Here is a 17223-nt window from a genome sequence, read left to right on the forward strand (position 1 = left end):
CGACTCGTAGTCTGCGGTTTTCTGCTTCCAGGTCGAGGGATTCAGCGGGGCTGTCGGCGCCGGATTGTTTGTGGTTGCGGACCCAGACGCGCAGGGATTCTTTGCTGAGGCCGAGCTCATTGGCGATGCGGGTGACCGCGCCGTGGGCGGTTGCCGGATCGGCTTGGGCGCGGAGCACGAGTTCTACAGCACGCTGCTTGAGCTCCGGGGTGTACTTGACGGGCATGTGAAGGTTTCCTTTTCCAATTTCTTACCCTCCATTAAACCCGGGGCGAACCACCACCTATGAGCAGACCATTGAGGCGATTGATGCCGGCGCCCGTGTGGGCACGCACTTGTTCAACGCAATGCGGCCAGTTCACCACCGCGAACCCGGCCCGGTCACCGCGCTCGTGGAGGATCCTCGGGTCACCGTGGAGATGATCTGCGACGGTGTGCACCTGCACCCTTCGCTCTATCGAGTGGTGACCGAACAAGCAGGCCCGCATCGCGTCGCTCTGGTCACCGATGCCATGTCCGCAGCGGGAACGCCCGACGGCAGTTACCGTCTGGGGTCCCTTGCTGTGAGTGTCGACGGCGGTGTTGCTCGCATCGCTGGAACCGACACCATCGCTGGCAGCACCGCGACAATGGACAGTATGTTCCGCTTCGCACTGCAGCACGGCCCCCAGAACCCTGACCGCGCCCTCTTGGAGGCAGTCAGGCAAACGTCGGTCAATCCGGCGACCGCAATGGGTCTCGACACGGTCGGCCTGCACGTTGGAGGACGCGCCGATCTCGTTGCGCTAGACGAGTCCTCCAACGTCGTCGCCGTGTTCCGCGGCGGCGAGGAGATCTAGCGTTCCTCCTCGGCAACGCCGAGCTCGTCGTACTTCGGATTCACCATCGGGGTACGCACGAGCACCGCTGACCTCGCCACGGCCATGGTGCCGACAGCAGAAGTCGCCAGCTGCAGCCCGATAATCAGAACCACCTTGACGGTGTCAGTGATCGTCGGCTGCAGCAGCAACGAACCAACCACGACAAAGATGATGCCGAGGCCTCCGGTTGTACCCACCGCAGAGATGCGCGTGTAGGCATCCGGGAATCGAAGAATTCCAAGTGCACCGGTCGCGAAGATCAGCGCACCGATCACGATCAGGACGTTTCCGGTGATCTCCAGAATGCTCATCGTCGCCCCCTCGTCAGTGCTCGAGCCAAGGACAGGGATCCAAGGAACCCGACCAGAGCCGCAATCAGCACCACGTCAAATGTGAACCGGCTAGCGCCGAGGACACCGAACAGCGCGATCAAGCCAATTGACCCGAACAGCAGCAGGTCCGCAGCAATTGCCCGGTCTGCTTCCTTAGGCCCCAGAAACATCCGGACCGCTGCCACGACGCAGGCGACGCCCAGCAGCACAATTCCGATATAGACACCGATCATTGAACCTCTCCGTTCCGTCGGACCGCGTGGAGCATCCGGGTCTCCATGTCCTCCAATTCCTCGCACAGCTCTTCTGGGTCCGCGGCGTAAAGGCCATGCACGTAAAGAATGCGCTGACCGTCTGCCATCGTTTCCGTGCCGAGTGTCAGCGTGCCTGGGGTCAGAGTGATCAGGGCTGCGATGAGAGTCAGTTCGCCGTCGGTGCGGCTGTGAGCCTCATACCGGGCGATTCCCGTCGTGGAATCTTGGCCTGGGGTGAGGTTGTCCTTGAGGACAGCGAAGTTCGACGTGAACAGCGCCCAGACGTACCAAAGCCCAAATGCCACCACACGGATCGGCCATGTCAACCAGGTCATGATCCCATCACCGCCTCCACGTAAGCGCCAGTATTCAGGAGTCCGTCCGCCGCGATTCCGGAGAGGGACATCAGCAACTGGGCACCCAGGCCCAAGCCGAGGGTCGTCAGAGCCAGGACTACGGACGGTGCCGCGAGCCAGAACCCGATACGCCTGGTGGTGTCTTCTGGAGCCTTACCCCAGAAGACACCACCCCAGATCTTCAGCATCGACAGCAACGTAATGATGCTGACCACAAGCATGAACACGACTGCAGCGATCTGGTGGATCTCCAGAGCAGCGAGAATCAAAGACAGCTTCGCGACGAACCCAGAGAACGGCGGAATACCTGCCAGCGACAGGGCCGCCATGAAGAACGCAATCGCGATAATTGGCTCGCGTTTGGCGATGCCGGTAACCCCACCAATCGCGCCGGTGCCGTACTTCACTTCGACCGCACCGGTGGACAGGAAGAGCGAGGCCTTCACGATCATGTGGTGCAGAAGGTAGAAGATGCCGGCGGTCAGGCCGGCCTCGGTGAACAGTGCGACACCCATAAGGATGTAACCGATCTGGCTGACCATGTGAAACGCAAGGATCGACCGGGTCGTCTTCTCTCCCACCGCACCCAGGACGCCGAGCAGCATTGTCGCGCAGAACAGCGCCACGCCGATCCACAGCCACCTGGAATCACCGTCGAAGACAACCGCGTAAATGCGGTAGATACCGTAGATGGCGACCTTGGTGTGCAGACCAGAGAACAGCGCCGTCATCGCAGGAGAGGTGGATGGGTACGCCTTAGCGAGCCATCCATGCACCGGGACGATCGCTGCCTTAATACCCAGAGCAAGCAGACAGACCGAGGCGCAGAGCGCGACCGTCTGGTCTTCCTGTGCGGCACCTGCGAGCTCTGCGATGTTCACAGTGCCGGCAGTGGCGTAGATAAGGCCAACACCGACCAGGAAGATCGTTGAGGTCAACAGATTGAGCGTGACGTACAGACGCGTCGCCGCGACGCGTTCGATCGGGCCTCGGTTTCGGTTCGCTAGGACAAACAAGCCGTACGACGGCAAGAGCATGACCTCGATAAACACGAACAGGTTGAACAGATCAGCCGTCAAGAGAGCACCATTGACACCGGCGAGAAGCACCAGCATCAGCGGAGCGAAGTACCTCGTCTGTGCGCCCTCCTTGGCCGCGTAAGCGAAGGCCACGCAGGTGATGAACAGCAGCCCAGTCACCGTCAACATCAGAGCATTGAACATGTCAGCAACGAACGGGATCGCAATGCCAAACGGCCAATTGCCTACCCCATGTGCGGCCGCACCGCCGGAGTGGAACTCGACCACCAGGGCAATCGCCGAACCGAACGACGCGATGAGCACCGCAAACAGCGAGACTGCGTGGATAACCGTACGTCCACCGAATAGTGCCAAGACGCCTGCAAAAAACAGCGGTACGCCTACGAACAGAGGAAGAAGCGTTCCAATCATGCCTTCTCCTCCTCGTCCGTAGCGCCATCTTCGGTGTCGTCGCTGTTGCCGCCAGTCACGGCGAGCACCAGCATGAAGATCGTGATGGAGAACGCGATCACGATCGCCGTCAGGACAAACGCCTGCGGGAGCGGATCCGCCACCGAGGACAGGTCGGTGAAACTTCCAAAGGGCTCGTCCCTCCGGGAGGTTCCACCGGCAGCGAACAAGATGAGGTTCGCCGCGTGACTGATCAGCACGAAGCCGAGAATTACCCGGAACATCTCACGCTGGAGGAACAAGTACACGGCACCGGCAACGAGGATGCCGACTGTTAGTGCGACGGTCATCGAACCTCCTCCTTTTGCTTCGCTTCCTCTGTTTTGTCTGTGCCCCCGCCGAGCATGTTGAGAGCGGCGAGCACGATGCCCATCACGGCGAGGTACACACCGACGTCAAACACGAGCGCGGTGGACAGCTGATAGCCGAGAACATAGGTGTGCATCGGAGCCAGGAACGAGCCCTGGATGAAGCCGACAAATCCAGTGGCCGTGCCAAGGGCGATGCCGGATCCGATGAGCACCATGAACGGCACTCGGATCTTCGAAGCCGCATCATTCGGTGCCGCCAGATAGAACAGTGCCAGTCCCGCACCACCGACCAGCGCGGCAATGAATCCGCCGCCCGGTTCGTTGTGTCCACGGAACAGAAGGATGAGGGACACCAGGACGATGACAGGACCAAGCAGCTTCCCGACGCTCCGGACAAACACCGCATTCTCCGCCGAATCGGCAATAGCACTGGTCTCGTTGAACTCTCCCTCCCGCACAGGGGCAGGCTTCCGGGAATACAACAGCGCCGCGACCGCGATACCGGCGGCACCGAGCACGGTCAATTCGCCGAGCGTATCCAGTGCACGGAACTCCACCAGAATCGTGTTGACGATGTTGGATCCGCCGGTAGTGTCTTCGCCTTCGCGGAGGTAATAAACGGCGGCGTCGGAAAGCTCTCTACGGCCTGTAAGGGCCCACACCGCCGCAGCCGCTGCGAGCCCTGAGGTCACCGCGATGGTGCCGGCGACCACGCGCCTGCGATTCGAGGCCTTCGTGAAGGACTTCGGCAGGCGGCGCAGGAGCAGAACCATCACAACGACGGTGAGGATCTCTACGAGAAGCTGAGTGATGGCGACATCAGCGGCGCCGAGAGTCCAGAACCACAGGGTCATGGAGAAGCCCACGACACCGACGATGACCACTGCCGACACCCGCGTCTTAGCAACAACTGCGAATGACACACCGACGAGCATGAGGACCACAAGTACCCAGTCAGTCGGCTGGGACGGGTCGCCAACCTGCGGAGGCAGGTCGAGGGTGAACACGCCGACCAGAGCGATGAGCGAGAGGCACACCATCGGAATGGCGAGGTGCAGCGCCGGCTGGCGGGTCCCCGTCCAAGATCCGACGACACCTCCGAACCGGATGATCGACTTGCGCAGCCAATCCACTACCGCCAGGCCCGAGATTGGCAGTGCCATCGGCTCCACGATGTCGTGGACGCGGTCGCGGAAGACCACCAGGATAATCCCGGTAGCGATGACGATCGATGAGACAAGTAGCGGCAGGTTGAATCCGTGCCAGATCGACAGATGTTCGTCGATGGCTGTGCCCGTGGCGTCAGAGGCTGCAGCGGAGACGAAGGAGTCGAAGACTCCGGGGAAAATACCGAACACGAGGCTGGCTACCGCTGCCACGGCGGGTACGCCCCAGAAGGTGATGGGAGCCTCGTCGACGACCCGTCCGGAAGATCCAGAGAAGGCTCCGAGGACAATCCGTGCGGAGTAGGCGAACGTCAGAACCGACGTGACCGCTGCCACGATGAGTACCACCGGGAGCCCGATGTACGCCATGAACATCATTTCCTTGCTGATAAAGCCCAGCAGAAGCGGAACTCCTGCCATCGAAGCGGATGCGAGAACAAGAGCAGCGCCGGTGAACGGCATCTTCAGTTGCTTGCCCCGCAGTTCGCGAATGTCGCGGGTCCCGGCCTGATGATCAATGACACCGATGAGCATGAACAGCGCAGACTTGAACAGCGCGTGGGATCCGGTGTGGACCACGGCGGCAGTAATAGCTGCTGGGGTGCCGACGCCGATCATCGCCACAATCAGTCCCAACTGACTCATCGTGGAGTACGCCAGCAGTTCCTTCAGGTCGTACCGGCGAAGCGCTGCGGCTGCACCGAATAGCGCGGTAATCAGACCACAGGCGACCAGCATCACCGACCACACGGTGTTTCCGGCAAGCACCGGGGAGAACAGCAGCAGCAGGTAAATACCCGCCTTCACCATCGCCGCCGCATGCAGGTACGCAGAGACAGGGGTGATCGCGACCATCGAGTCCGGCAACCACGCTTGGAACGGGAACTGAGCGGACTTGGTAAACGCCGCAATTGCCAGCAACACCGCCACTGCGGTGACAAATCCTTGGTTCTCCTGCCAGATCGGATGTGCCAGGACATCACTGATCCTGGACGTCCCGGTCCCGACAATCATCGTCGCAACCGCGGCCAGCAGAACCAGTCCACCAGCGGCGGTAACCAGAAGTGTTCGGATAGCGGGCTCACGGGCGTTTTCTCCGGAGCGGGCGATGAGGAAGAACGAACACAGTGTCGTCGCTTCCCAGGCCACGAAGAGAACAACGAGGTCGTCGGTAAGGACGAGGAGGAGCATCGACAACGCGAACGTCGTCATCAGCAAGTAAAAAGTCCGGTGATCTCCAGACCTGCCGAGATATCGCGCGGCATACGCCAGCACCCCGGCGCCAATCACGAGGACCAGCATCGAGAAGAACAGCGACAGCCCGTTGAGTCTCAGCGACAAACCAATGTCGAGAGAGGGTATCCACGGAACCGTCTGCTCGAGCGGCAGCGCGGTTGCTCCAAGGAGCACCGCGGCCACAAGAAGCGGGGCAGCCAGTAACCAGCCTGCGTTCCTACCTGTCCCCCGGGTCACAACCGGGGCGACAGCTGCAGTCCCTAGAAGTATGACGAGACATACAAACAGCAAAAACTCACCTCATTCACCTGAACAACAATGCGTCGGAGCGTGAGGTCACACAGGGGTAGTACCCGAGAGGAACGGACCCCATTGCGTTGTATACCCGTTGGTTCCCGGGTGAGTTGGCTGTGCGGACATGAACACAACCGTATCAAAGAGGTGAGACAGAGCTAACAGCTCGTTAAGCGACTGGCTCTCCGGCTGCCTTGCGCTCGGCGATGTGCTCTTCGAGCTTTTTGTTCTGCCAGATCGTCAACGCGATCAGACCAACACCGACTGCTGCGAGCCACCACGTGCCCTCCCACGCCATGAAAAGAACGAATCCGATCAAGAGCACCATTCGCACTCGACGGGCGATCTTCATGGGGCGGTACGGGTCTTGGGTCATGTCTGTCCTTTAAGTCTGCTCGAGCACGAGTCGGATGTTGAGGAGGCCTTCTTCGTCGATCGAGGCCGCGATGAAGTCCGGTGTTCGAATACCGTAATCCAGACGGTTGATCGGTACGTCCGAACTCAGCAGAACGTAGTCCCCCGTGCGGGTGACTTCCATCGGGGCGGTGACTTCGTGGGTCACTCCGCGAATGGTGAGGTCGCCCACCACGTCGACAACCGTCACGGTCGGATCCGCCGGGACATCAGAGACATCCACCGGTTCCGTCACCGTGAAGGTGGCTTCCGGGAACTCGTCGGTGACGAAGAGCGACATGCGTACGTTCACGTCACGACGCTGGTTATCGGTGGTCAGCGTTTCCATGTTCACGGTGATATCACCGCCGGTCAGCTCGCCATCAACCACCGAGACGCCACCGGTGACGTCCCGGGTCAGCCCGGAGGTGTTGCGGGCATCGCCCGGCAGCAACTCATCGAAGGTGTATCCGACGCCAGTCTCGAAACCGAGAGCAGAATGAATGACTTCCCAGTCACCATCCACACCGACTTCTGCCCGCGGAGCGCCATCGAGGTTGAATTCACCGGTGTGGGCACCCGGCGAGGACATCAGACGGTACAACACCGGGCCGACGATCACGATGGCCAGCGCCACCACAGCGACAGCCACCAACGTCACGAACGTCTTCTTCATGGCGACCAGTTTAAACCCATAACTATGGCAGTCCCCTACCGGGTCAACGGACCTTGTCCAGCGCCTGTGCCAACTCCTCGATCTCGGCGGCCATCTTCCCAATCTCAGACGGATCTGCCCCTTCTGACACAGCAGTGCGGAGGTCCTCGGCTGCGCAGCGGAGCTGATAGAGACCGTCGTGAAGCCTCTGAAGTGCCTCATCGTCGAGCACCATGGTGCCGACGCCGGCCGAGCGCACCTCGTACGCACGCTGACGGCAAGACCGCCCGCAGTACCTGGGACGGCGCCCTCGCGACGGCCGGGGAATCTCCACACCACACCAGCTGCAGTTCAACCGCTCAGTTTCTGCCATAGCCCAAAGGTTACGCACTCCCCGTTGGCACGGAAATAATGCCAGGGTTATACTAAATGGTCGACGCACCGAAAGGTGTTCCGTGAGCTGATGGAGGTTTCACATGGCAGATCGAGTTTTGCGCGGTAGCCGCATGGGCGCCGTTTCGTACGAGACGGACCGCGACCACGACCTGGCACCGCGCCGCATGGTGAAGTACCAGACCGAGGACGGAAGCGTCTTCGACGTACCCTTCGCCGACGAGGCGGAGATCCCAAGCGAATGGACGTGCAAGAACGGCCAGCTGGGCAAGTTGATCGAAGGTGAGGGTACCGAGGCCAAGCCCGTTAAGCCCCCGCGCACCCACTGGGACATGCTCCGTGAGCGTCGTTCGATCGATGAGCTGGACGTGCTCCTCGACGAGCGGATTGACCTGCTCCGCAAGCGCCGACGCAACGCAGCCCGCCTGCTCAAGCAGCAGCAAGAGGCTGAAGCTGCCGAGCAGCAGAGCTAAAAGAACCCCTGGCCCTCACAGACCAGGGGTTTTCTATGCCTTGAGGTCGTGCTTAATCATGCCGACGGTGTACTTCGCGAGGTACTTCGCCTGATTGAAGCGGTACTTCGCCCCCCACTTGGTCACCTGTGCCAGGGACTCAGTGATGAAGCCTCCAGACATCTTCGACTCGCCGTGCTTACGCTCGGTGAAGGTAATCGGGACCTCTTCGACGATGAATCCGGCAACGGCAGCGCGCCACGCCAGCTCGGTCTGGAAGAGGTAGGCGGAGGTGCCAATGCGGTCCAGGTCCAGCTTCTCGAGAACCTCACGACGGATCGCACGGTAGCCCGCGGTGACGTCGCGGACGCCAGCTCCAAGAGCCATCGAGATGTACAGGTTGCCGCCACGGGACAGCGCTTCCCGAGAGACCGGCCAGTTCACCGTCGAGCCACCGCGGATGTAGCGGGATCCAATAACCATGTCGGCGCCACTGGCGATGCCATCCAGGAGGCGGCCGAGCTGCTCCGGCGCGTGGGAACCATCGGCATCCATCTCGCAGAGAATCGCGTAGTCGCGCTCCAGGCCCCATTCGAAACCTGCCTTGTATGCGCCCCACAGGCCGGTCTTTTCTGCGCGGTGCAGAACATTAATGCGCGGGTTGTCTGCAGCCCGCTTGTCTGCGATGTCACCGGTTCCGTCCGGTGAGGAATCGTCCACCACCAGAACGTCGACCTCAGGCTGGGCGGCGGTCAGCCGCTCTATGACCTCCGGAAGGCTGTCCTTCTCGTTGTAGGTCGGGATGATGACGAGAGTGCTGTCACTCACCGGGGGCTCCTTTGTCTGAAATGGGGTGGGGTCGCCGGTACAAGCTCGCGCCGAAGACAACTAACGCGAAAAGAACGAGTACCGCTTCAACTACTACACCGTATCGTGTGGCGAAGGTCCGATCGTCCTTCAGCGGAAGAGTCGCGGTGAGAACCTTCTGTTCGAAGATCTCGGTCTCCTGTTGCACGGTGCCGTTTGGCTCCACGATAGCGCTGACACCGGAGGTTGCGGCGACGACAACGGCGCGGTCGTGCTCGATTGCCCGGAAGCGGCTCATTGCGAGCTGCTGATATGTCATGTCGGTGTAACCGAAGGTCGCGTTGTTTGTTGGGGTGGCCAGCAGGTTGGCGCCATTGTTGACCGAGTCGCGGACCGCGCGGTCGAAGATAACTTCGAAGCAGGTCGCCAGACCCACGCGGGCACCACCCGCATCGACGACAGCATCACCCTCACCTGGAGTCATGTCTCCGGCCATGTCCACCAGCGGAGTGACCTTCCGAAGCAAGTCGCGGTACGGCATCGTTTCACCAAACGGCTGCAGATAAATCTTCTCGTGCATATCTCCCGGTCCCGTCTCGGGATCCCAGACAACCATCGTGTTCTGCGTTCCGTTTTCGTACGAGAAGGTGCCAACGATGATCGGTACGCCAATTTCGCTAGCGGCCTCGTCAATTAGACGCTCGGCGAGTGGATCAGTGAAGGGACTTATATCGGAGGAGTTCTCTGGCCAAATCACCAAATCCGGCTGTTCCTCCTCACCGTCGCGGACCCTCTGCGCAAGTTCCTTCGTCGCGTCCACATGGTTAGACAACACCGCCCTCTGCTGAGCATTGAATTCCAGACCCAGACGAGGGACGTTGCCCTGGACGGCGGCGACGCGGATGGAGGATGGGGCGTCGTCAAGCGTGTTTTGCGGTACGACGACCCCAGCCACTACTGCCAGCACCGCAACACCGAGACCACCTGCAACGTTGAGACGATCTCGCCCGATAATCGACACGGCAACGCCGGCGCCGATCACCGCGGCGAGGAAGGTCACCAGCGGAGCACTACCGATCGTCGCGGCCTTCTCCAGAGGACCGCCGACCTGACCGAACGCATAGCGCAGCCACGGGAAACCACCGAAGGGCCACCGCGCAAGGACCGCTTCAAAGGCCACGATCCACGCTGCGGCACCGAGCCCGCGCAACAACAACGGCAATCGCGCTCCGAGAATCGCTCGGATGCCGAGAGCCACGAGAATCTGCAGTAGACCGAGGACAACACTCAATGCGACCCACGGGAGCAGACCCACCATCGTCTGAATCCACGGCAACGCCGCCAGAGCCGTGGTGAACCCCCAAAGGAAACCAGCACCTGCGGTTACCTTCCACGACGGGCGCCCGGAGAGCACCACGACCATCAGTGCGACAGACACCCAACCGGCCCACCACCAACCAATGGGCTGAAATGATCCGTACAGCGCGAAGCCAGCAACTGCCGCGCCCAGCAGTCGCATGAGAGTTTGTCTCATTCGTTATTCCGCTTCTCATCGTCATCGAGGAAATCTTCTGGCTCCGGGACGGTGAAATCCACGTCTTCGGGCATGTCAATGACCACCGGCTGCGCGCCCGGCTGGTGCTGCTGCACGAACATCATCGACTGGTGTGCCTGGCTTTCCAGCCACTTATTAACCTTGCGGCCGATGGCGCCGCGGATCAGGGCGCGAGTCGGCGGTATCACCATGAACAGGCCAATCACGGCAGTGACGAAGCCCGGAACGGCAATAAGGATCGATCCGACGATCAACAGGCCGGTATCGCCCAATGTCCGGGCGGGATCCCCTCCGTGTGCGGCACGGGCGGACACCGAACGGAACTCCATCGAGGAGAACATCAGGCCAAAGAAAAACACTAGGAAGAGAGCCAAGAAGGCCCAACCCCACCCGATCCACTGAGCGACCGCCCAGAAGGCGATCGCCTCAACGAAAATGTACAGAAATGGAAGAACCCGCATCATGGCCCCAACTGTAGCTGCCGCAGCGACAGGCCCGTGGCCCGTGCTACCAGCCGCGCGTAACGTCTTCAGGGAAGACTCATCTGAGATCTACACGGGACTCAGGTTCACTTTCAGGAGCATTCCATGACGACTGAGCAGGTGGCTACCCCGATCGCGGGAGAGATCATTGATCTGGCCGAGGTGCCAGATCCGATCTTCGCCAAAAAAACGATGGGTGTGGGGTTCGGGATTATCAACAGCCCGGGCGGTGATGTCCTAGCACCCGTCTCTGGAAAAGTAATGCTCGTGGCTAGGACTAAACACGCTGTGGGCATCAAAACCGAGTCTGGCCTGCAGTATCTCGTCCACCTGGGTATCGACACTGTCGAACTAGAGGGTCGACCTTTCACCGTCGATGTGGTCAAGGGCGATGAGATCACCGTCGGCCAGAAGATCGCGACGATGGACACGAAGGTCATTGACGATGAGGGAAAGTCGACCGCGACGGTCGTGATCATCACCAACTCCAAGAAGAAGCTTGACGACGTCGACGTCACCTTCGGTGACGCCGAAGCCGGCGATACTGTGGCCACCGCACATCTCAAGGTGACGGAGGAAGTGGAGGAAAAGAAGGCGGAGGTGGAGCCGTCGTCAAGCGCACGACCTTCCGACCTCACCGGTTTCGACGCGACCGCTTGGGACATCATCGACAACGTTGGTGGCGCGGAGAACGTCCGCAGTTTCACGCACTGCATTACGCGAGTTCGCTTCTACCTCAAGGACGAGTCCAAAGCGGACGACAAGACCGTCGCGGACCTGGACGGCGTCATCGACGTGGTCAAGGCCGGCGGGCAATATCAGGTCGTCATAGGTGCGGACGTAGAAGACGTCTACGACGCGATTGAGAATCAGCTCGGAGACAAGGCCGAGGAGGAAAAGGAGGTCCGAGAGAAACCCACCACCGCATGGGGTTGGGTGAAGTACGGATTCTCGGAACTGATCGGCGTCATCACCGGTTCGATGATTCCGATCATCGGCCTCCTCGCCGCTGCCGGAATCATCAAGGGAATTCTGTCCCTGCTGTTGACCTTCGACGTCATCACCGATGATTCGAATACCTACCTGCTCATCGAAGCGATGAGTGACTCGGTGTTCTTCTTCCTGCCGATCTTTGTCGGCTTCACCGCAGCGAAGAGACTCGGAGCCGACCCAATCATCGTCGCGATCATCGGTGGTGTGCTCTGCTATCCCACTCTCGTCGAGATGTCAGGCGAGTCCGGCAGTGGCGCGATCCTCGGTATGCCGCTGAACTCGGACTTCTTTGGAATCCCGTTCCACATGGCTAGTTACTCGTACTCGATCTTCCCGATCATCGTCGCCGCCTGGCTGGCCTCGCTGATCGAACCGTGGCTGAAGCGGATCATCCCGAACATGGTCCGCATGATCTTCGTCCCGCTGCTTGAGGTGGTCATCGTGTCGATGGCGATTCTCTTCATCCTCGGCCCGATCGTCATGTTCATCTCGACAGGTATCGCGGGCGCCATCCAGGGACTGTACGACCTCTCCCCGACTATCTCCGGCACGCTGATCGGTGGCTTCTACCAGGCGCTCGTGATCTTCGGCCTGCACTGGGCAGTCATTCCGCTGGTAGCGCAGGACATCGCAGTCAGCGGCAATTCGTACCTCAATGCCATCATCTCCGCGACGATGGTCGCCCAAGGTGGCGCGGTCCTGGCTGTGTTCCTCAAAACGAAAATCCAGAAGATCAAAGTGCTCTCCGGACCCGCGGCCATCTCCGCGTTCTGCGGTATTACTGAGCCGGCGATGTACGGCGTCAACCTGAAGTACGGACGCGTATTCATCATGGCGTCCATCGGTGGCGCAACGGGTGGCCTGCTCACCGGGCTGTTCAACGTGAACATGTGGGGATTCACCGGCGCCCTCATCGGATTTACCTCGTTCGTCAATCCCGAGGGGATCGACTTTAGTTTCTGGGGATATCTGATCGCCTCCGGTGTTGCTCTGGCCGTGGCCTTCACCCTGACATGGTTCTTCGGGTTTAAAGATGCGGATGTCGATAGCGAACGGGAAGTGAAAAAGGTCCGCCTCGGCAGACGAGAACCGAATTAGCAACCTATGCTGGCGGTCACACCTTGAGGAAAGGACGATCCGATGAGCGTCGGAGTAACCCCCTATATCCACTTCATCAATGGCGATGCCCGCGCGGCGATGACCTTCTACCAGCACGTGTTCGGTGGCGAGTTGTCCATCGGCACCTTCGGCGAATTCGGCCAGGGCGAAGGCGACCTGGCCGACCAGGTCATGCACTCGTCTCTGTACTTTGGCCCTGGCCGTCACATCATGGCCTCAGACACGCCCCCGGAAATGGGCACGTTCAATGAAAACGGCCGCGTCGACATCTCGCTCTCCTCTGACGGCGATGACCCGGCCGACGGCGATTTCCTCGTCGAGGCCTGGGAAAAGCTCGCGGCCGACGCAGATGTGCGCCAGCCGCTAGTGGCCGCCCCGTGGGGCGACCGCTTCGGGATGTTGGCCGATCAGTTCGGCATCGTGTGGATGTTCAACATCCCGTCACCGAAATAGCTAACGGCCCTCGAGATCACCTTCGGTCTCGAGGAACGTCTCCTTAAGCAGTTCCAGGCGCGCCGGATCCGGGTTCTCCCAGAGTCCTCGGTCCGCAGCCTCGAGCAGTCGCTCGGAGATGTCATGCAGTGCCCACGGGTTCGACTTCTCGAAGAACTCGCGGTTTTCCTCCACGTAGGTATCGGTGAGGGTCTCGTACATCCAGTCATCGAGGACATTGGTCGTGGCGTCGTACCCGAAGAGGTAGTCGACCGTCGCGGCCATTTCGAATGCGCCCTTGTACCCGTGCTTCTGCATTGCGGAGATCCAGCGCGGGTTGGCAACGCGGGCACGGAACACTCGGCGGGTCTCTTCGTGCAGGGTGCGGGTACGCACGGAGTCCGGACGCGTGGAGTCACCGATGTAGGCTTCCGGATCCTCACCGGTCAGAGCGCGAACGGTAGCGACCATGCCGCCGTGGAACTGGAAGTAGTCGTCCGAATCGGCGATGTCGTGCTCGCGGGTGTCGGTGTTCTTCGCTGCGACCTGGATGCGTCGGTACGCCGAGCGCATGTCGTCAGCGGCCTCCACTCCATCGACGCCACGGCCGTAGGCGTAGCCGCCCCAGGTGGTGTAGACGGCCGCAAGGTCGGCGTCGTCACGCCATGATCCCGAGTCGATCAGTTCCAGCAGACCGGCGCCGTAGGTGCCCGGCTTGGAACCGAAGATGCGGCGGGTGTGGCCATCGGCTTCAGCGTGGGCGCGGATCGCGTTGTCCTCGTCGAGGCCGGCGACCAACTGCACTGCGTCGTCAAGCATCGAGATGACGTGCGGGAATGCATCGCGGAAGAAGCCGGAGATACGCACTGTAACGTCGATACGCGGGCGCCCGAGCTCCTCCAGGTCGATGACCTCCAGGCCGGTGACTCGACGCGAGGCCTCATCCCACACTGGTCGGACACCCAGCAGCGCGAGCACCTGGGCAATGTCATCGCCCGAGGTACGCATCGCCGAGGTACCCCAGACCGACAAGCCCACCGACGTCGGGTACTCGCCCTTGTCAGCGAGATACCGCTCGACGAGGCTATCGGCCAGTAGCTGACCGGTCTCCCAGGCCAATCGCGACGGCACGGCCTTCGGGTCGACGGAGTAGAAATTCCGACCGGTCGGCAGCACGTTCACCAGGCCACGCAGAGGTGATCCGGACGGACCCGCCGGGATGAATCCACCATTGAGCGCATGCAGAATCCGCGGAATCTCCTGCGCCGTATCGGCAAGGCGCGGCAGGATTTCATCGCGAGTAAAGGACAGAAGCTTTACGACGCCCCCCTTCTCCGACAACTCCTCCGGCTCTTCACCGGCGATCAGCCTGCGCACAAGGTCGGTGGCGAGGGCGTCGATGTCGTCGACATCTCCCCTACTGTCAGAGCCATCCTCGGCCAGACCGAGCGCTTCGCGCAGCCCCGGCAGGGTCCACTCGCCGCCCCAGAGCTGCCGTGCCCGAAGCATGGTCGCGACGGTTTCAGCGAGCTGATCCCCATCCGGTGCCTCACCGAGGATGTGAAGTCCACCTCGGATTGCGACGTCCTTAATCTCACACAACCAGCCATCGACGTGCATGAGCATGTCGTCGAAGACCTCTTCGTCGGGACGCTCTTCCCATCCCAGATCACTGTCCATCTGAGCTGCGGTGATGAGCGACCAGATGTCCTGGCGGATGGCCGGCAACTTGGCCGGGTCCATGGCGGAGATGTTTTGGTGTTCGTCGAGGAGCTGCTCCAGCCGGGTGATGTCCCCGTAGGACTCCGCTCGAGCCATCGGCGGAATCATGTGCCCGACGAGGGTGGCATGGGCCCGGCGCTTGGCCTGAGTGCCTTCGCCTGGGTCGTTGATGAGGAACGGGTAGATCATCGGCAATTCGCCGATGGCCTGGTCAGGGCCACACTCTGCAGAAAGCCCAACATCCTTGCCCGGCAGCCACTCCAAGTTCCCGTGCTTGCCCATGTGGACCACGGCGTCTGCACCAAAATCGCTGCGCAGCCACTCGTAGCAGGCGAGGTAGTGGTGTGTCGGTGCCAAATCCGGATCGTGATAGATGCCGACGGGGTTGTCTCCAAAGCCACGCGGCGGCTGCACCATCACGACGACATTTCCGAAGGTCAGACCAGCGATATAGATCTGCCCATCGTGGACGTAGAGTTCGCCCGGAGCCTCACCATGCTGTTCGGTCATCTCCTCGCGCAGACACTCCGGCAGTGTGCCGAAGTACTCGCGATACTTCTCGGCCGAGAGTTTCAGTGGGTTATTTTCCATCACCTCTTCGGTGAGCCACTGCGGATCCAAGCCACCGGCGTCGATCATTGCGTGCATCAAGGTGTCGCCGTCGGCAGGCAGTGAATCGGGGTCGCCGATGTCGTAGCCGGCGTCGTGAAGCGCATGAAGAACTCGAAGCGTGGATGCCGCAGAATCCAAGCCGACGGCGTTGCCGATGCGGGCGTGCTTGGTCGGGTACGCCGACAGCACGATCGCGATCTTCTTGTCGGTGTTCTCCTTGTGCCGCAGCTTCGCGTGATTAATCGCGATGCCTGCTAGACGGGAGCAGCGCTCGCGGTCAGGTACGTAGGTGATGAGCTGGTCGTCGTCGACTTCCTTGAAGGAGAACGGCACACCGATCAATCGGCCATCGAACTCCGGCACTGCCACCTGCGTGGCAACATCCAGCGGACTCAGACCCGAATCTGCTTCTTCCCACTGATCGCGAGGTGCAGTCAAGGCCAGGCCCTGGATAATCGGGCGATCCAGCGCAGCCAATGCCGCGACATCCCACGACTCGTCTTCTCCGCCAGCCTGCGCCTTGGCCGGACGGGTGCCGCCGGCAGCAAGGACAGTGGTGATGATGACGTCGCAGGAGCCGAGTTCGGACAGGAGGTCATCCGGAGCGGTTCGCAATGACGCTGCATAGACCGGCACCGCCTCAAAACCTCGCTCCTCGACGGCCCCCGCAAGCGCCTCAATGTACGCGGTATTCCCTGCCAAGTGCTGCGCGCGGTAGTAGACGATGCCGACGCGGCCAGCTCCCCGAGTACTCTGCCGGTCCAGGTGGCCCCAACTCGGCAGGCGAACCGGCTCGGAGAACCCATGCCCGGTCAGCAACAGTGTGTCGGACAGGAAGTTATGGAGCTGTCGGAGATTTTCCGGGCCGCCCTCTGCCAAATAGGTATGTGCGGTGGTGGCGACGTTCGCGGGGACAGTGGAGAGCTCAGTCAACTCCGCATCGGGAGCCTGCTCACCAGAGACGAAGACCGTGGGAATCCCGGAGGCACGAAGCTGATCAACACCCTCCTCCCACGCCCGACGCCCACCCAGCAGGCGAACGACCGCAATGTCGACCCCCTCCAGATCCAGTGGCCCGGACGGAAGCCTGGACGGGTTTGCCCACCGGTATTCAGCCCCCTCCGCGGCCCTGGCGGAAAGAAGATCGGTGTCAGAGGTCGACAAGAGCAGAATCATGCAGCGTGCCTTTCCCGGGGTATACGCGCCCCGCGAAGCGTGGATCGGAGGTCTGGCTGTAACAGTGGCGCGACCGCAGGGACTCTCACCCTTTTCCCCGATTGTGGACTATGTCGGATTCTACGTTGCCGCG

18 protein-coding genes are annotated in these 17223 nt (G+C 61.1%); 4 read left to right on the top strand and 14 right to left on the bottom strand.

Annotation, left to right across the window (positions count from 1 at the left end; genetic code table 11):
- On the bottom strand, window positions 1-226 hold a 226-nt coding region (locus tag YWU_RS0108380), incomplete at its 3' end, for a transposase (RefSeq protein ID WP_034647558.1).
- Window positions 227-245: 19 nt separating this feature from the next.
- Here YWU_RS0108380 and YWU_RS15935 point away from each other — a divergent pair.
- Window positions 246-839 (top strand): amidohydrolase family protein, encoded by a 594-nt coding sequence (locus YWU_RS15935; RefSeq protein ID WP_084141993.1) that lies wholly within the window; start codon window positions 246-248, stop codon window positions 837-839.
- Here the strand turns inward: YWU_RS15935 and YWU_RS15940 are convergent.
- The 9 genes from YWU_RS15940 to YWU_RS0108430 all read right to left on the bottom strand — a co-directional run bounded on the left by YWU_RS15940 (window position 836) and on the right by YWU_RS0108430 (window position 7720).
- A complete protein-coding gene (locus YWU_RS15940; RefSeq protein WP_034647560.1) occupies window positions 836-1171 on the bottom strand; it encodes a cation:proton antiporter in 336 nt (111 codons plus the stop codon). The two genes, YWU_RS15935 and YWU_RS15940, sit on opposite strands and share 4 nt — an antisense overlap.
- Window positions 1168-1425, bottom strand: a complete 258-nt coding sequence (locus YWU_RS0108395) for an MrpF/PhaF family protein (protein ID WP_027020124.1) — start codon at window positions 1423-1425, stop codon at window positions 1168-1170. The genes YWU_RS15940 and YWU_RS0108395 overlap by 4 nt, the downstream gene beginning before the upstream one ends.
- A complete protein-coding gene (locus tag YWU_RS0108400; protein WP_338025280.1) occupies window positions 1422-1781 on the bottom strand; it encodes a Na+/H+ antiporter subunit E in 360 nt (119 codons plus the stop codon). Before YWU_RS0108400 ends, YWU_RS0108395 begins: the two co-directional genes overlap by 4 nt.
- Window positions 1778-3253, bottom strand: coding sequence for a monovalent cation/H+ antiporter subunit D family protein (locus YWU_RS0108405; protein WP_027020126.1), 1476 nt, complete (start codon window positions 3251-3253; stop codon window positions 1778-1780). Before YWU_RS0108405 ends, YWU_RS0108400 begins: the two co-directional genes overlap by 4 nt.
- Entirely contained in the window at window positions 3250-3582 is a 333-nt protein-coding gene (locus YWU_RS0108410; RefSeq protein WP_027020127.1) for a cation:proton antiporter subunit C, read from the bottom strand. The genes YWU_RS0108405 and YWU_RS0108410 overlap by 4 nt, the downstream gene beginning before the upstream one ends.
- Entirely contained in the window at window positions 3579-6296 is a 2718-nt protein-coding gene (locus YWU_RS15945; protein WP_084141996.1) for a DUF4040 family protein, read from the bottom strand. The genes YWU_RS0108410 and YWU_RS15945 overlap by 4 nt, the downstream gene beginning before the upstream one ends.
- Window positions 6297-6468: 172 nt before the next feature.
- A complete protein-coding gene (locus YWU_RS0108420; protein WP_027020128.1) occupies window positions 6469-6675 on the bottom strand; it encodes a hypothetical protein in 207 nt (68 codons plus the stop codon).
- Between the two features lie 9 nt (window positions 6676-6684).
- On the bottom strand, window positions 6685-7368 hold the full coding sequence (locus tag YWU_RS0108425) for a YceI family protein (protein ID WP_027020129.1): 684 nt from the start codon (window positions 7366-7368) through the stop codon (window positions 6685-6687).
- 43 nt (window positions 7369-7411) lie between these two features.
- Complete coding sequence (locus tag YWU_RS0108430; protein WP_027020130.1) at window positions 7412-7720, bottom strand: hypothetical protein; 309 nt, start codon at window positions 7718-7720, stop codon at window positions 7412-7414.
- Window positions 7721-7823: 103 nt separating this feature from the next.
- Between YWU_RS0108430 and YWU_RS0108435 the strand changes: the two genes are divergently transcribed.
- Window positions 7824-8213 carry an RNA polymerase-binding protein RbpA gene (locus tag YWU_RS0108435; RefSeq protein ID WP_027020131.1) on the top strand — a complete coding sequence of 130 codons (390 nt, stop codon included), beginning with the start codon at window positions 7824-7826 and terminating at the stop codon, window positions 8211-8213.
- A gap of 33 nt (window positions 8214-8246) precedes the next feature.
- Here the strand turns inward: YWU_RS0108435 and YWU_RS0108440 are convergent, their stop codons facing one another.
- The 3 genes from YWU_RS0108440 to YWU_RS0108450 are packed head-to-tail and all read right to left on the bottom strand — an operon-like array spanning window position 8247 to window position 11018.
- On the bottom strand, window positions 8247-9020 hold the full coding sequence (locus YWU_RS0108440; RefSeq protein ID WP_027020132.1) for a polyprenol monophosphomannose synthase: 774 nt from the start codon (window positions 9018-9020) through the stop codon (window positions 8247-8249).
- The gene (gene lnt, locus YWU_RS0108445) at window positions 9013-10533 is read right to left on the bottom strand and encodes an apolipoprotein N-acyltransferase (protein ID WP_027020133.1); all 1521 of its coding nucleotides are present in this window, start codon (window positions 10531-10533) and stop codon (window positions 9013-9015) included. The genes YWU_RS0108440 and lnt overlap by 8 nt, the downstream gene beginning before the upstream one ends.
- Window positions 10530-11018 carry an FxsA family protein gene (locus YWU_RS0108450; protein ID WP_027020134.1) on the bottom strand — a complete coding sequence of 163 codons (489 nt, stop codon included), beginning with the start codon at window positions 11016-11018 and terminating at the stop codon, window positions 10530-10532. Before YWU_RS0108450 ends, lnt begins: the two co-directional genes overlap by 4 nt.
- A 123-nt stretch (window positions 11019-11141) precedes the next feature.
- On the opposite strand from YWU_RS0108450, the gene YWU_RS0108455 reads away from it, so the two are divergent.
- Together YWU_RS0108455 and YWU_RS0108460 are read left to right on the top strand one after the other, a co-directional pair.
- Complete coding sequence (locus YWU_RS0108455) at window positions 11142-13127, top strand: PTS sugar transporter subunit IIABC (protein WP_027020135.1); 1986 nt, start codon at window positions 11142-11144, stop codon at window positions 13125-13127.
- A 42-nt stretch (window positions 13128-13169) separates the two neighbouring features.
- Entirely contained in the window at window positions 13170-13601 is a 432-nt protein-coding gene (locus YWU_RS0108460; protein WP_027020136.1) for a VOC family protein, read from the top strand.
- On the opposite strand, the gene YWU_RS0108465 is transcribed toward YWU_RS0108460, so the two are convergent.
- A complete protein-coding gene (locus YWU_RS0108465; protein ID WP_027020137.1) occupies window positions 13602-17090 on the bottom strand; it encodes a cobaltochelatase subunit CobN in 3489 nt (1162 codons plus the stop codon).
- Window positions 17091-17223 lie beyond the last annotated feature (133 nt).

It is taken from the genome of Corynebacterium sputi DSM 45148, from assembly GCF_000427865.1.
GTDB lineage: Bacteria > Actinomycetota > Actinomycetes > Mycobacteriales > Mycobacteriaceae > Corynebacterium > Corynebacterium sputi.

Bases quoted from the DNA above. Each gene is read 5' to 3' on its own strand.
- lnt (WP_027020133.1), bottom strand. From the start codon at position 10,533: ATGAGACAAACTCTCATGCGACTGCTGGGCGCGGCAGTTGCTGGCTTC.
- YWU_RS0108405 (WP_027020126.1), bottom strand. From the start codon at position 3,253: ATGATTGGAACGCTTCTTCCTCTGTTCGTAGGCGTACCGCTGTTTTTT.
- YWU_RS0108460 (WP_027020136.1), top strand. From the start codon at position 13,170: ATGAGCGTCGGAGTAACCCCCTATATCCACTTCATCAATGGCGATGCC.
- YWU_RS15940 (WP_034647560.1), bottom strand. From the start codon at position 1,171: ATGAGCATTCTGGAGATCACCGGAAACGTCCTGATCGTGATCGGTGCG.
- YWU_RS0108465 (WP_027020137.1), bottom strand. From the start codon at position 17,090: ATGATTCTGCTCTTGTCGACCTCTGACACCGATCTTCTTTCCGCCAGG.
- YWU_RS0108400 (WP_338025280.1), bottom strand. From the start codon at position 1,781: ATGACCTGGTTGACATGGCCGATCCGTGTGGTGGCATTTGGGCTTTGG.
- YWU_RS0108430 (WP_027020130.1), bottom strand. From the start codon at position 7,720: ATGGCAGAAACTGAGCGGTTGAACTGCAGCTGGTGTGGTGTGGAGATT.
- YWU_RS0108395 (WP_027020124.1), bottom strand. From the start codon at position 1,425: ATGATCGGTGTCTATATCGGAATTGTGCTGCTGGGCGTCGCCTGCGTC.
- YWU_RS0108425 (WP_027020129.1), bottom strand. From the start codon at position 7,368: ATGAAGAAGACGTTCGTGACGTTGGTGGCTGTCGCTGTGGTGGCGCTG.
- YWU_RS0108410 (WP_027020127.1), bottom strand. From the start codon at position 3,582: ATGACCGTCGCACTAACAGTCGGCATCCTCGTTGCCGGTGCCGTGTAC.
- YWU_RS0108435 (WP_027020131.1), top strand. From the start codon at position 7,824: ATGGCAGATCGAGTTTTGCGCGGTAGCCGCATGGGCGCCGTTTCGTAC.
- YWU_RS0108420 (WP_027020128.1), bottom strand. From the start codon at position 6,675: ATGACCCAAGACCCGTACCGCCCCATGAAGATCGCCCGTCGAGTGCGA.
- YWU_RS0108455 (WP_027020135.1), top strand. From the start codon at position 11,142: ATGACGACTGAGCAGGTGGCTACCCCGATCGCGGGAGAGATCATTGAT.
- YWU_RS0108450 (WP_027020134.1), bottom strand. From the start codon at position 11,018: ATGATGCGGGTTCTTCCATTTCTGTACATTTTCGTTGAGGCGATCGCC.